Annotated in this window: 14 protein-coding genes and 1 pseudogene; 3 read left to right on the top strand and 12 right to left on the bottom strand. The window is 33.4% G+C overall.

The features are described from left to right. Positions 1-305 precede the first annotated feature (305 nt). The 5 genes from lacB to JF76_RS02075 all read right to left on the bottom strand — a co-directional run bounded on the left by lacB (position 306) and on the right by JF76_RS02075 (position 4,117). Positions 306-824 carry a galactose-6-phosphate isomerase subunit LacB gene (gene lacB, locus JF76_RS02095; RefSeq protein ID WP_045928903.1) on the bottom strand — a complete coding sequence of 173 codons (519 nt, stop codon included), beginning with the start codon at positions 822-824 and terminating at the stop codon, positions 306-308. A gap of 69 nt (positions 825-893) precedes the next feature. Continuing rightward, positions 894-1,322: a galactose-6-phosphate isomerase subunit LacA gene (gene lacA, locus JF76_RS02090; protein WP_045927617.1), complete on the bottom strand. Its 429-nt coding sequence runs from the start codon at positions 1,320-1,322 to the stop codon at positions 894-896. Between the two features lie 24 nt (positions 1,323-1,346). Beyond that, positions 1,347-2,102 (bottom strand): DeoR/GlpR family DNA-binding transcription regulator, encoded by a 756-nt coding sequence (locus JF76_RS02085; protein ID WP_045927616.1) that lies wholly within the window; start codon positions 2,100-2,102, stop codon positions 1,347-1,349. Between the two features lie 296 nt (positions 2,103-2,398). Then, a complete protein-coding gene (gene phnD / locus JF76_RS02080) occupies positions 2,399-3,328 on the bottom strand; it encodes a phosphate/phosphite/phosphonate ABC transporter substrate-binding protein (RefSeq protein ID WP_045927615.1) in 930 nt (309 codons plus the stop codon). A 360-nt stretch (positions 3,329-3,688) separates the two neighbouring features. Continuing rightward, the gene (locus tag JF76_RS02075; RefSeq protein WP_045927614.1) at positions 3,689-4,117 is read right to left on the bottom strand and encodes a PTS sugar transporter subunit IIA; all 429 of its coding nucleotides are present in this window, start codon (positions 4,115-4,117) and stop codon (positions 3,689-3,691) included. A 122-nt stretch (positions 4,118-4,239) separates the two neighbouring features. Here JF76_RS02075 and JF76_RS02070 point away from each other — a divergent pair, with 122 nt between their 5' ends. Then, positions 4,240-4,923, top strand: coding sequence for a GntR family transcriptional regulator (locus JF76_RS02070; protein ID WP_045927613.1), 684 nt, complete (start codon positions 4,240-4,242; stop codon positions 4,921-4,923). Between the two features lie 32 nt (positions 4,924-4,955). Beyond that, a complete protein-coding gene (locus JF76_RS02065) occupies positions 4,956-5,729 on the top strand; it encodes a GntR family transcriptional regulator (protein ID WP_045927612.1) in 774 nt (257 codons plus the stop codon). A 68-nt stretch (positions 5,730-5,797) separates the two neighbouring features. Here JF76_RS02065 and JF76_RS02060 read toward each other — a convergent pair whose 3' ends face one another. The 7 genes from JF76_RS02060 to JF76_RS02030 all read right to left on the bottom strand — a co-directional run bounded on the left by JF76_RS02060 (position 5,798) and on the right by JF76_RS02030 (position 12,825). Continuing rightward, positions 5,798-6,817, bottom strand: a complete 1,020-nt coding sequence (locus JF76_RS02060; protein WP_052697049.1) for an SIS domain-containing protein — start codon at positions 6,815-6,817, stop codon at positions 5,798-5,800. A 19-nt stretch (positions 6,818-6,836) separates the two neighbouring features. Continuing rightward, entirely contained in the window at positions 6,837-7,670 is an 834-nt protein-coding gene (locus tag JF76_RS02055; protein ID WP_045928901.1) for a PTS system mannose/fructose/sorbose family transporter subunit IID, read from the bottom strand. Further along, positions 7,660-8,457, bottom strand: coding sequence for a PTS mannose/fructose/sorbose/N-acetylgalactosamine transporter subunit IIC (locus JF76_RS02050; RefSeq protein WP_052697048.1), 798 nt, complete (start codon positions 8,455-8,457; stop codon positions 7,660-7,662). The genes JF76_RS02055 and JF76_RS02050 overlap by 11 nt, the downstream gene beginning before the upstream one ends. A gap of 3 nt (positions 8,458-8,460) precedes the next feature. Further along, positions 8,461-8,937 carry a PTS sugar transporter subunit IIB gene (locus JF76_RS02045; protein ID WP_045927611.1) on the bottom strand — a complete coding sequence of 159 codons (477 nt, stop codon included), beginning with the start codon at positions 8,935-8,937 and terminating at the stop codon, positions 8,461-8,463. A 21-nt stretch (positions 8,938-8,958) separates the two neighbouring features. Beyond that, on the bottom strand, positions 8,959-10,077 hold the full coding sequence (locus tag JF76_RS02040) for an SIS domain-containing protein (RefSeq protein WP_045927610.1): 1,119 nt from the start codon (positions 10,075-10,077) through the stop codon (positions 8,959-8,961). Between the two features lie 481 nt (positions 10,078-10,558). Further along, positions 10,559-11,959 (bottom strand): zinc ribbon domain-containing protein, encoded by a 1,401-nt coding sequence (locus JF76_RS09895; RefSeq protein ID WP_052697047.1) that lies wholly within the window; start codon positions 11,957-11,959, stop codon positions 10,559-10,561. 14 nt (positions 11,960-11,973) lie between these two features. Further along, positions 11,974-12,825 (bottom strand): zinc ribbon domain-containing protein, encoded by an 852-nt coding sequence (locus JF76_RS02030; RefSeq protein WP_045927609.1) that lies wholly within the window; start codon positions 12,823-12,825, stop codon positions 11,974-11,976. A 309-nt stretch (positions 12,826-13,134) separates the two neighbouring features. Here JF76_RS02030 and JF76_RS10390 point away from each other — a divergent pair. After that, positions 13,135-13,326 (top strand): annotated as a pseudogene (locus JF76_RS10390) (D-2-hydroxyacid dehydrogenase); the annotation flags it as partial.

Below are 13,326 nucleotides of genomic sequence, written 5' to 3'. Positions count from 1 at the left end.
GTTTGATTATGTTAGTTTTTGTTCGCTTGTCTATAGCTATTATATTTAATGGCAAAGAAAAATGCAAACGCTTTTTTAAAAAATAAAGCAAAAAAGTCATCAAAATTACCATGTTCCTTGCCAATTAAAGTGATTAACTTGCTATAAACAGTTAATCAGACAGCATTCAGAAGTTGTTACTATTCTAATTTTTACTAATTAAACAAAACAAAAATAATTCCACAAAATAAAGCCATGACATTTAAATCATGGCTTCAATGTGCGATTAAAATTTTAATTCTTTATTTTTATATTATTTTCCCGTCTTAGTCGTGGTATACGCCTTCAGCCCACTTCTTATTTTCTTCATCAAAGAAGTGTACGTTATCCTTTTGATCAGGATTTGGTTTAGCAATACCATCGATTTTGGCAATTAAATTTTGTCTTTCCGGAGTAGACTCATATTTTGCATTTAAGAATGAGTCGACAATGTCAAAAATAAAGTCACGTCCTAAAACTATACCACCAAAGCCTAAAACATTGGCATTCAATTCACGTCGAGCATATTCAGCTTGAGCAACATCACCAACCATAGCTGCACGAACTCCCTCATTTTTATCTGCAGCAGTTGAGATACCGATACCAGTACCACAAAGGACAATACCTAAATCGGCACGACCATCGGCAACATCTTCAGCAACACGTTTACCGTAAATTGGATAGTGGGTTCTGGTATTATCATGAGTACCTTCATCAATAACCTGATATCCCTCTTCTTTTAAATGATCAGAAATAGCCATTTTGACAGAAGTAACGATATGATCATTTCCTAAAGCAATGACCATATGCTTATCATTTTTAGGATCAACAAACTCGGGTTGTGGTCTATCATTATCTAGCATTAGTAAGCCTCCTTAAATCATTTCTTCAAGCATATTCAAACGCACTTGATGGCGACCACCAGCATATTCAGTATCCAAATAATGTTGCACGATTGAATAAGCCAGTTTTTCACCTACAATACCGCTACCTAAAGCAATAGCTTTTGCACCATTGTGCATAGCAGTCATATGTGCAGTCCTTTCTTCATTAACATTTGCGGTAACCATGCCTTTAACCTTATTTGACGCCATGGCAGACCCTACGCCGTATTCGTCAAACATAATAGCTTTTTTAATGCCATTGTCTAATACTTCATGAGTTACCTTTAAACTAGATTCAACAAAATCCTCAGCGGGTTCCGGAGTAACATCCAAAACATCATAGTGATGTGCCTTCAGGTAATCTTTTACTTTTTCTTTTAAGGTAAAACCTGCCTTGTCACTACCAATGACAACTTTCATAGTCAAATCTCCTCTCAAACAAAACTATTTATAAATAGTCGTAAATTGACTGTAATGCTTTTCCAACTCGGGCTCAATTCCCCGATTAGTAATTAAACCATCCACGTTACGCAAATCATAAAATTGGTGAAAATCACTATGATCCAATTTAGTATAATCAGCCGCCACAAATTTTATTTGTGAATGATCTAATCCAATACCTTCGGTTTGACCCTCCTCTAAGTTAGCAGTTGTCAAGGAAGTATCTTTAATGCCATTAACACCAACAAAACCCACAGAAAATGACATAGTTTTCAGTTCATTATTGGCCAAAGCACCTACAAAAGCACCACTAATTCTTCGGTATGAGCCACCAACCATAATTAAATCGTAATCATTCATATTATTTTTGGCAGCTTCAAATACAGGCAATGAATTAGTAACAATCCTAAGATGCTTAACTTTTAAATTAGCAACCAGCAATTCTAAAGTTGTTCCAGGACCAACGTAAATTGAATCATTTTCATGAATCAAATTACAAGCCCTTTTTGCTACTTCATATTTTTCTTTACTATGAATTTCACGTTTTTGCTCATAACTTTTTTCAGTCCGAGTTTGATCAGATAATAATTGTGCACCACCATGGACACGCAATATCTTATTTGCTTTATGAAGTTCATTGAGGTCTCGCCTAATTGTCATGTCAGAAACTTTTAAAGCCTGCGCCAGTTCATCTACTGTGACAAATTTCTGGGTTTTTACTACTTGTAAAATAGTTTTCAGTCTTTCGCTTTTTAACATTAGTAACCTACTTCTTAAACTAGATTATGCAACTAACTTAGTTCATTTTAATTATAGCTGTTCCTTTTTGTTTGTCAATGTTTGAAACTGTTCGATAACTTGATATAAACTTAAAAAGGTGCTTTTTAATTAAAATCATTAAAACAATCTTTTTCTATTTGCTAAAGCAATAATTGCAAATTATTATAAAAACTTATTCTTAACCATATTAATTCTATATTTTAAGTACAAAAAATGCATCTTTTCCTGTTCAAACAACAAAAGATGCACTTTATAGTAATTATTTATAAGCTTAATTACTTTTTAATTGACTCAGCAATTTTTTCATACTTACGAACAGTGTCATAGTCACTATCTTTGGCTTTGACATATCCTTCATGAGAATAAACCCGCTCTATAACTTTTTTACCTTCTTTAGATTTACCAATTGCAATAAATGCATTAGCTAACTTTTCCCGGAATGATTTAGACAAGCTCGGGATGACCGAAATAGTATCATTAGGAATTTCCGTTGTGTAATAAATTGGCACAACTTGGGACTTAATCTTAGGGTTGTCCTTAATAACATTATTACGGGCATCCTCAAAAACAAAAGCTGCATCAGTATCTTTATTTAAAACGTTTAGAACTGCCTGATCGTGTCCAGTCGTAGTGACCAACTTACAGCTGCGAGGAACATCTAATCCTTTTTCTTTCAATTCAGCTACTGGAAAAATATAACCGGACGTTGAGGTTGGGCTTTGAATGGAAATTTTCTTACCTTTAAGATCCCTCCAACTCTTAATACCAGAATCTTTTCTAACTAAGATTTCAGAATGGAAAGTATGAACTAATTTTTTAGTCCAGTTGCCATCTGGTCTAGTCAAACCAAACCGCTCTGACTGTAATAAAACATCAGCTGCATGCTGTTTATGTGCTTGTACGTAGTCATCACCCGGCAAAAAACCGACATCTATTTTTTTGGATTTCATTGCTTCTACCAGTGCATTACCACTTGTTGAAACTGAAACGTGAACTGGAATTCCCAGACGCTTTGATAGCATTTTTTCTAATGGTTTGGCCTTAGTCTCCAGAGTATTAGCAGAAACGCTCGGTACGAACTGCACGTTGAGAGACTTTGGAGTACCGCTATCAGCTTGTTTTTTAGCTGAGTTAGAGCACCCAGCAAGTAAAGCAGTGCCCAAAACTGCAACAGCACCAACTAAAAACTTCTTAAATTTTGGCATGATTTCCTCCTGATCTGGAAATATAGCAATCAAAAAAGACTTAGCATTTCACGTTGCGTGACATGCTAAGTCCATTAATGATCATATTAAAAAACAGCAACAACAGATTGTTCAGATAAGAAAGCCGCACTTCCCCCATAGCAAATTGCTCAAAATTTTGAGTTAACACATGCATATGGAGTAATCTACCTCTCTTTCTTAGTCTAAGAAAATAATAGCACAATATTGAGAGTAATTACAGTAGTTTTATTTTCAAAAAATGTTATTTTATTCATTTAAAATAAGAAAGCGATTTCCAAATAAATTAAAAGCTACAATTTTGTCCACCTTATTTAAGTTGTTTATTTTTGTAACGGGATTTTAGAAACTGTCGAAGCCATCTCCTTTAATTGTTGATGGCTTATTAATAAATTCATCGAAATTTATTATACTTTTTCTTGATGCTGTTATACTTTCATCTATCCTTTTAGATAAATCACTTTCAGTTGAAGTTAAAAATTCAAGTATAAAAGGCAAATTTATACCAGCTATCAAATGTAGTCTATCATTCGATGCAACAATCTTTTGCAGTTCATTATTTACACTACCTCCTGCAATGTCAGTTCCAAAAATTATTTTATCTTTCTGATTGTTATTAAGAATTTCTTGTATGGTCCTAGGGAAATCTTTACATTCTGAGGTATACGCACATATCGCATATAAGTTTTTTTGCTTTCCCATAATAAATTCAGTTGACATTTTTAATCCCTTAGCAAAATATCCATGTGTTGCAATCACAAATTTTATCATTTTTTTCTCCTTTATATTCTGTTCAGTTACAAAAATTTTAAAAAATTAACATCAAAAATTGCTATAACTCAAGTGTTAAGATAAGATTAAGTTAATTAATTATTGACAAGGAAGAGCTTATAATGGTTAACATTATCAATAAAAGCGAATTAATAGCCAAAGATATTGAATATCAAATTTCTAAGAATATTTATTTGAAAACAATTCCTTCAGAAAGAGATCTAGCTAAGATTTATTCTGTTTCAAGGGATACAATTAGACAAGCTCTAAAATATCTTCAAAATATTGGAATAATTTCATTGAACACTACAAAATACGAAATTAACCAACCTAAAAAAGATTATGATTGGTTTGAAATCTTTGGTAAAAACAGTAATCTTAATATTTCAAATCACGTTTTAAAAAATAAAATTATAGAGGCAGATAAGAAATTATCCTTAAAACTTGAAGTCCCACTCGCTACTCTAATACACATTTTAGTTTACAAAAGAATTTTAAAAGAAAATTCAATTTCTAAAATTTTGTCACTTGATTATATATTTTTCCCCGATAACTTTGAAATTGGATTTTCAATAAAAGAAATTGGAAAATGCTCTTTTTGGGAACTAATATCGAAGACAAAAAAGGGTATGAAAATAAAGGATTATCAAAGTGTATCAGTTGACCTACTAAGCGACAAGGAATGTAAGGAACTCATGGCTCCTCTAAAGTCATACATTTTAAAGCGAACTTCATTAATATTTTTAGATAAGACACCTATATTATTTATTTCAAAAAAAATACCAGAAAATAACGTATTAGTATAAAAAGTAAAAGTAGTCGTTGAGGATTATTAAAAATGAACAATTTATTCCACGCCCCCTTATATATTCAAATTGAAAATGCTCTGGAAAAGAAAATTTTAAATAAAGAATTTCTTCCAGGGGCTAAAATACCTAGTGAACGCGTGCTTGCAGAAAAGTATGGCATTAATCGTATGACTGTAAAAAAAGCTATTGATGCCTTAAAAAAGAAAGGTTTATTAACTCGTAAACAAGGTAGCGGAACATATGTTACCTCTAATAACAAAGATAAAAACAGTATTTATTTTAATTTGTCATTTACAGATAAAAATGAAAATTTAGGTATCTCTGAACTTCTAACTAAAAAAGGTATAAAATTATTCAGTGATGTGATAGGAAAAGAAATTATAAGTAGCAACTTATTTCTTAATGATAAACTTAAACAAAGTAGAAATGATAAAGTCTTTGCATTACATAGAATTCGTAGAATAAAAAACAAACCTTTTGCTATAGAATACAATTATTTACCAGACAAGCTTTTTCCGGATGCTGCAAAAATAGATTTTAAGAATATTAGTCTTTATGACTATATGGAATCAAAACAACATAGACCAATTGATGTTTCTCAGTCAGTGCAAGTTATTCCTGCTTTAGATAAAGAAGCACGTATACTAAAAGTTAAGAAGGGTAGTCCTTTGTACTACATTGTTTATCATGGCTTTGATGAACAAAGTAATGCTGTTGAATATACGGAAAGTTATCTTATATCAGAAGAATTGAATCTTCAATTTACTCTTGGTGGTATTTTAGGTGAAAAAGAAACCTATTGAGTATAGCTACATAAATTTACAAAAAAATCGTAAAAAGATTATGACTTTTTACGATTTTTTCTTTTGCTTTAATAATCAAATTGACGATAGTAGCGACGGAAATTGAGGTCATGACCAGTATATTGTTGATACCATGATGCTAAACGATCAGTTAAAAGCGATGTTATAACCATTGGGGAGCAAATTTGCCTAAAGTCATCATCAATTCCTTCAAATACAAAGTCTTTAGTGTCAAAGACTTCAAAACTCTTTGTATGCTTTGGCAAAAAGCGTTCTACTCGTTCATCTAACGCACGATATTCGTCTTCGCCTTTGATTAAGTATACTGGTAAAGTATCATCAACCAATTCTAATGGACCGTGGAAAAAGTCAGCTGAAGTAACAGGTCGTGTGCGAACCCATTGCATTTCTTCCAAGATACACATTGAAAACATGCATGTTTCACCCCACAGCATCCCTGAGCCCACAGTCATAGTTAATGGGGCATTGTAATATTTACGCGCAATACTCTGCGCTCTTGGCTCAAATTCTTCTCTGAATCTTAATAGATTAGGATAAAGTTGTTTCATTTGATCTGCCCAGCGGTCGTAATCTTTATAGTAACCCCAATTTTGATAGATACGTAAAGTTAGCATAAAGTACATTAAATAGGCATTTTCACATTCAGCTAGTGAACCATTAATTGATTCTTTTAACAATTTTCCTAAGGCAGATTCTGGATTTTTGGTAAAACCATAAACATCAATTCCTTTTTGATTGCAGTATTTCACCGCTGCTACAATTTCTTTGGTATCACCTGAATCCGAAGAAGTAAGAACCAAAGACTTATTAGTGAGATAGTTAATATCCTTTTTAACCAATAATTCACCAGCATTTTCCAAGTAAACTGGAAAATCAGACAAATGATGCAAGTATTCTGCAACTGGATACCATTCCATCCACGTTCCACCGATACCAATCATCACAATGTTTTGATACTCTTTTTTAGATAATTTATCGGCTAATTTCTCGATATTTTCTCTTTGAGCATATACATCTTTACCATTTTGCAAATATTCTTTTACGTCAAAATCTTTCATTACTGTCATTTATTTTTCCTTTCTGAAATTAAGCTCCTAAAATTTTAAAATAGGCTGCTGCTATACTGACGACTAAAATTATTAACATAATTAATAATGGATTTAATTTTTTCTTGAGCATCCAATAGGTTATGCCGAAAAGTACTAAAGTGGCTATTCCTGGAAATATTTCATCAAGCAGTGATTGAACTGTAGATGCACTTTTACCGACACCAATTTTGGTCGTAAAATTTACACTAGTCATTTCTTGAGTCATAGCACCAACAACCATCATTCCGATCATTGAGGCATATTTGGTGATTTTATCCATCATACCCGAATTTTCGACATTATTAATTACATTTGACCCTAAAGAATATCCCAAAAAAGTACAATAGTATCTAATAATAAAATGAGGTACATTAAAAATCAAAAAGAATAAAATTGGTCCTAAGACATTTCCTTTAATTGCCAACGTTGTTCCAATACCTGTTGCTAAAACTCTGAGAGTACCCCAGAAAAATGAATCACCAATACCGGATAGTGGACCCATCAAGGCTAATTTAACCGCTGAAATAGAAGTCTCATCGAAATCTTCATTTGTTGCATTAGCTTCTTCCATCGCTGCAGAAATTCCAAGTGGTAGAGTTACAATATATGGCGTCATATTGTATAATTCCAAGTTACGTTTTAAAGCATGAATGAATTTATCCTTTTGGGGATATAATTTTTTCAAAATAGGCATGATTGCCCAAGTAAAACCAACATTTCCCATTCGTTCATAATTCCAAGAATGTTCATAAGGAATACTGCGCCAATATAACTTAACCAAATCAGATTTATTTATTTTCTTATTATATTTAGGTTTAATGTTAAAATTCATCGAAACCATCACCTTCCTCTTCTACACTTGGTTTAGTATCCTTTCCCTTTCGACTCTCATTATCTCTATCAAAGAAAATATACATAATTGCCACCATGATTGCTGCAAAAATTGCCACACCAGTTGTTGACAGTTTACCGTATGCTACTAAGAAAAAGCCGAAGAAAAAGAAAGCTACCACTTTTTTGTTCATCATCATTTGTGCTAGCATTGCAAAACCTAAGAGTGGTAATAGTCCTGCAGCAACGTTCATTCCATCTTGGACAAACTGAGGTATTATATTAAGCAACTTTGCTACTGTCGAAGAACCAAAGTAAAAAGCTAAAGGTACAAAAACTATGTCTGGCCAGTCTTGAATATAACCAGCAATTAGCATGTTTCTTGTCAATGCTTTAGTATCACCTTTATCAGCAGCATTATCACACCGGTGAATGAAAGCCAGCATTAGTGGTTGTCCAGTAGCTAATTCAAGTGCTTGCATAATAGCAGCAATTGGAATACCTAAAGTCAAAGCTGCCGCTGGTGTTGCCTGATTCTGTATTGCTAAAGAAATACCAATTATTGAGCCAGAAACCAAATCAGGTGGGTCATAAGCACCAATTGAAACTGCACCGATCATTGCAAGTTCAAGGGTTGCTCCCATAATTATTCCACTTTGCAAATCACCTAAAACTAGTCCCACTAAAGGACCCAGAATGATCGGCCTTTGCAAATAGCTAGTACCTAGTAGCCATTCAGAGTCACCTAATAAATCAATCAAAAATATTAAAAAAGTTTTTAGTATCAATTTTTACACCTCCTTTAGAAACTTTTTAGCATCGATCTTGTTTTCAGTCGGTACCATTTGAATAAAAAGCTCAACTCCTTGATCTACCAGTTTTTGCATTATTTCTACATCTTCATGATCAATAAAAATACTCTTAGTCACTTGCTTTTTACTATCTTTAAACGGCATATTGCCCAAATTAATTGCTTTTTCACCGATAGCTTCAACAAGTTTGGCCGCAATTGGTAGAGTTTCACATATGACAAACAGCTTATATTTATCTGTAATCCCACTTTTTATTTGCTCAATAGCCTCATCACAAGTTTTAATAACTACTTTAGTTCCAGCTGGCTTTGCTAATCTCAACGCTTTCATGCGTAGCGGATCTTTTTTAACAGTATCACTTACTAGAAGTAATGCGTCTGCGCCTAAAGCTTGCGTCCATGAAAAAGCAACCTGGCCATGCAGCAGCCTATAGTCAACACGAATCATCTTAATCATTTTTAAGCCTCCTAAGCTAATTTAACTTTTATGATCTGAATCCCACTTTTGCTTGATATTTTTGATTTCTTCGTCATAATCATCTGTTTTAATTGCAATTTTTTGATCAAACTTGTCAAAATAAGAATGTGTAGCCCAAGCCTGAAGCTCGTCAGTCATTTTTGCTGCCACTAATTGCACTACTGGCAATGAATAATAGGGTTCAAAAAACCAGTTATTCACAGCTTGGGTTTTCAAGATTCTATGATCTTTTTCCAAATGATTTGAACTAGTAATAAAAAACACATTTGGCGTTATTTCTTTTAATGCTTCAAAAACTTCTGAGAATCTAGTTTTCCCAGAAACAGGCATATCATCAATTAAAAAGACGGTATGATTTGGCGTTAATTGCATATCCGGCCCATGAAGAAATTCTTCTAGTTCGTAATACATTGCAGGTCTTTTTAGCGTTTCTTGAAATTTAAGAGCTCCTTCTTTTGCAACTCCATAATTGGGTCCATTGCCACAGAAAAAAGTAGGGTTTTTCATTGAAAGGGCAAAATAATTATTTTGAATAAATTTTTCTGTTTCCGCCATCAACTCCTTTTGGTATGAAATAGTTTGCTGTAGTTGCTTATAAAAGTCTTCTTTTTGTTGTGAATCTAGAATGCTAATTTCACAGCCCAATAACAAAAAGAACTCGACAAGTGTTTGTACGCCGACAGTTACATAATCCACGTACTCATTACCAGGTCCATAATCAAAAATTTCTTGTGAGTATTTGCTCATTTGACTATCAAGATTGCCAGTTAAAGAAACTGCAAATATGTCGTTTTTTTGTAAATACTGCAAGCAATTAATGATATTGGTCGAAGAGCCACTCTGTGACACAACAATAATAAATGTACTTTCCTGGGCTGCAATGCCAAATTGCATAACATATTCCGGTGTATGAAGATACACCGACTTTTTTGTCATCTCTTGCAACGAATCCTGAATCATTGCTAAAGCATTATAAGAAGAACCCGAAGCAATTAAGGTAATACTCAAATATTTCTTTTTTAAAAACAGATTTGCTACTCCGCTAATTAACTCATCCCTTTTTTGAAAATTCTCACCTAATTTTTCAGATGAATATTTCACATAATCCTGCATTCGCATTTTCAGCATCTCCTAAGTGGTTTCTTATATATACCATTTATTAATTTAACTATACCACTATCAACTTCTTTTGCAAGCGGTTTCTAAAAATAATGTTCTAGAGTCAATTCTTTTTAAAATGGGAAAGAAATTTGGGTCAAAATAAAAAAGACTGCTAAAACCCGTTAAATAAACTGATTTAGCAGTCTTGAAAATTGAGAATGTCAAAAAGCTAAAACTAAATACCCCCACTTGCTTTAAAATTGCCATCAAATACTTAAATTATTTCTGAAACACCCACTATATTTAGAATCATTGCAATTTTGTACAGATTGAATATGATTAAGTAACTTTATCGCAGATAATTAATAAGTCTATATGAATCATACGTGACCGCATTCCTTCTGGGAACTTGTGTAGTTTGCGTTTTAAGCCATAAAAAAACCTCCAAATTTTTTCAAATTTGGAGGTGCTATCAAAAAATTCACTTTTAAAAACAATGTTAATTATCGTATTTTTTATCACTAATTATTTTGCCGTTACCAATTGACTTAATCTTTTGACTGCTGTCATCGCTGTCGCCAGTTTGTTTGAAAAGACCGCCAGTGTATAACATCACTTGCTTATGTTCAAAATCATCATGTTCGAAAGTGTAAGTAATCTTGTAAGTTACGCTGCTACAGTTATTTGGCGCCGGAGTAATCGAAACTACAGAACATTCCATATTATAATCATTAATATCGTCATCATTATCAAAACCAGAATCTTGAGAATGCAGTTCCTGATAGCCTTTATTTTCAGCTCCACCCACAAAGTCATCCTCTTCTGGAGATGTAAAGTCTTTTTCTAAAAGTTCTTCAGCATCATCTTTACTAATTAAGCCAGGCCATTCCGGTTTAATAACATTACTGCTGCTATCATCGTCATCTTCAAAGCCCATATCGTCATAATCAACAGACTCTGATTTGATAGATTTACCATCAACTTTAGTAACCACATAGATCTTCATATCATCAGTTACAGGGTAATCTTTAAACACTTTCGTGCCCCTTTTATCAAGATTGCCTACTTTTTTATCATTAATGTAAATTGTGGCAGAAGGGATACTTTTAATCATGAAATTAACAGTTTTAATGTTCATGTTAATTTCTTTATTAGAAAAAATAGTGGTACTTTTATCGGCAGATAACTGGTGACCAGAGGCAACTGATTTTACTTCAATGTGGTATTTACCCGGAAATAAAGGAGCAATTTTTTTATAATAGTCCTCACCGCTGCCGTCAACGCCACCAAATTTTTTATTGTTGACATAAATAGTAGAATTGGCGTGATTAGTTCTAATCTGTGGTGTATAAGTCTTTAATTGCAAACAATATTTGGGGAATAAAAGCAAATAACGTCCGCTTTGGACCAAGCTGACGTTTTCATATTCATTACCGTATTTAAAAGCATCAGCCATTTTATCTGCTTCAACGTAATGTTCCGCATAATATTCCTGAGTTGGCTTTAGAGCTGCTGTTGTTACACGAGCATTAGGATTTTCAGAAACTACGAATTGGGATAAATCAGAATGAGGATTTTTCAAACTGGCTGCAATTTGATTAATCTGATTATTTCTTTGATAATGATTAGAACCCCAAGCATAGAATGCCGCAAATGCAACAATCAAAACTCCCAAGCAGATTAGCAAGACCTTATTTCTTTTTTTCATGGGATGATGGACTGAGCTCGCCGTGGCTTGTAGCTGATTAACAACTGGCTGCGCGGCAGTATTTTTCTGCTGACTGCGATATTCTTTTCTACTATGTAACGTCTGAGGCAATTTTTGACCACAGTTAGGGCAAAATTCCGCATTCGGCTTTACCTCTTTACCACAATTAGGACAAAATTTTTTATCATTCATTTCCTTCACTCTATCTACATTGAACCATTTTGCATTGACATAATTTGATTGATGATTGAATGGACCATGGAACTATAAATAATTGAATCTAAAATCATCAAACACACAAAGATAATGGCAAAAGCAATTAAGAAGCCCAAAATCTTATCATGCACTGCTCCCTGATCGCCAAATAATATAATATGCTGGCTTGCAAAGAATAAAGCTAGCATTATGATAAATACGGCAATTACGAATTTAATACTATTTAGTCCTAAAAGCATTAGTAAAAAGAATGCGACAGAAATAAGCAGATTGAAGTTGAACGCATGGGCACCACGATTAATAAACTCAAAAAAGCCCAGCTGTCTGTCATAGACATACCGATAACCAGCATAAAAGCCGCCAATGACTATTGCTTCAAATATCACCAGCACCACAAATATTTCCAGCATATTGTTAAAGGGAACATGAAAATTTTCCCAGCCATTAATGTTGGCTCCCATGCGGTTAGCCCAGTTAATCAAAGTACTAACAATAGTATTGGCACAATAATATAGACCCAACACCACAAAGGCATCTTCAATCAAAATGGTCAACCAACCGTACCAACTTGCTACATTAGGACTACTAGTACCTGGATTGCGCCAGGAATCAACACACCATTGCCAGTAATTTTGAAATTGATCTCCGTAATTAACTGGCTCACTGGCAGCTGGAGGCTGAGGTTCGGTCTGTTTTTGCTCTACTTGGGCAGTATTTTCAACTGGATTAGTAGGCGCCTCTTCTACTTTTTGTACACTAACATTGCGCAAATCATAACCGCAAGACGTACAAAAATTGACGTCTTTTCCCATTAAGGCGCCACATTGAGGACATTTTTTCATTGATAACTCCTTCTTAATTCCACTATTTTAGATATTTATTTACTACTTTAATTTTATACCACTATTTATGGACTATTGCATGGCATAAAATCCATAAAGAAATAACATACTACCACTATTTAATTTGCTCATTGTCAGTAATAGTGAGATATTACTAAAATGCATAATACAAAGTAATTTTAGAATTATTTATAAACACTGTCAAATACTCTTTTAATCACCATCTTACTGCAATCTTATAATATATAGTTACGCCGGTAATATGTAGTAAACTATAAGGTATAGATATATTGTATGTGAGGTTAAATTATGAAAATTGTTAATTTAGATAGTTATGCTCTAAATCCTGGTGATTTAGATTGGTCACCTCTTAAAAAACTAGGTGAATGCACCTTTTACGATCGTACCCCAGTGGACGATGATGATGAAATTTTAAAGCGGATTGGTGATGCTGAAATTGTTTTAACTAATAAAACTCCACTTGACCAACATGTGCTTGAG

It is taken from the genome of Lactobacillus kullabergensis, from assembly GCF_000967195.1.
Classification (GTDB): domain Bacteria; phylum Bacillota; class Bacilli; order Lactobacillales; family Lactobacillaceae; genus Lactobacillus; species Lactobacillus kullabergensis.
This window is presented reverse-complemented; position numbering and strand designations above follow the sequence as displayed.

Coding starts and splice junctions, on each gene's coding strand:
- lacB (WP_045928903.1), bottom strand. CDS start 824: ATGGTCATTGCTTTAGGAAATGATCATATCGTTACTTCTGTCAAAATG.
- lacA (WP_045927617.1), bottom strand. CDS start 1,322: ATGAAAGTTGTCATTGGTAGTGACAAGGCAGGTTTTACCTTAAAAGAA.
- JF76_RS02085 (WP_045927616.1), bottom strand. CDS start 2,102: ATGTTAAAAAGCGAAAGACTGAAAACTATTTTACAAGTAGTAAAAACC.
- phnD (WP_045927615.1), bottom strand. CDS start 3,328: ATGCCAAAATTTAAGAAGTTTTTAGTTGGTGCTGTTGCAGTTTTGGGC.
- JF76_RS02075 (WP_045927614.1), bottom strand. CDS start 4,117: ATGATAAAATTTGTGATTGCAACACATGGATATTTTGCTAAGGGATTA.
- JF76_RS02070 (WP_045927613.1), top strand. CDS start 4,240: ATGGTTAACATTATCAATAAAAGCGAATTAATAGCCAAAGATATTGAA.
- JF76_RS02065 (WP_045927612.1), top strand. CDS start 4,956: ATGAACAATTTATTCCACGCCCCCTTATATATTCAAATTGAAAATGCT.
- JF76_RS02060 (WP_052697049.1), bottom strand. CDS start 6,817: ATGACAGTAATGAAAGATTTTGACGTAAAAGAATATTTGCAAAATGGT.
- JF76_RS02055 (WP_045928901.1), bottom strand. CDS start 7,670: ATGAATTTTAACATTAAACCTAAATATAATAAGAAAATAAATAAATCT.
- JF76_RS02045 (WP_045927611.1), bottom strand. CDS start 8,937: ATGATTAAGATGATTCGTGTTGACTATAGGCTGCTGCATGGCCAGGTT.
- JF76_RS02040 (WP_045927610.1), bottom strand. CDS start 10,077: ATGCGAATGCAGGATTATGTGAAATATTCATCTGAAAAATTAGGTGAG.
- JF76_RS09895 (WP_052697047.1), bottom strand. CDS start 11,959: ATGAATGATAAAAAATTTTGTCCTAATTGTGGTAAAGAGGTAAAGCCG.
- JF76_RS02030 (WP_045927609.1), bottom strand. CDS start 12,825: ATGAAAAAATGTCCTCAATGTGGCGCCTTAATGGGAAAAGACGTCAAT.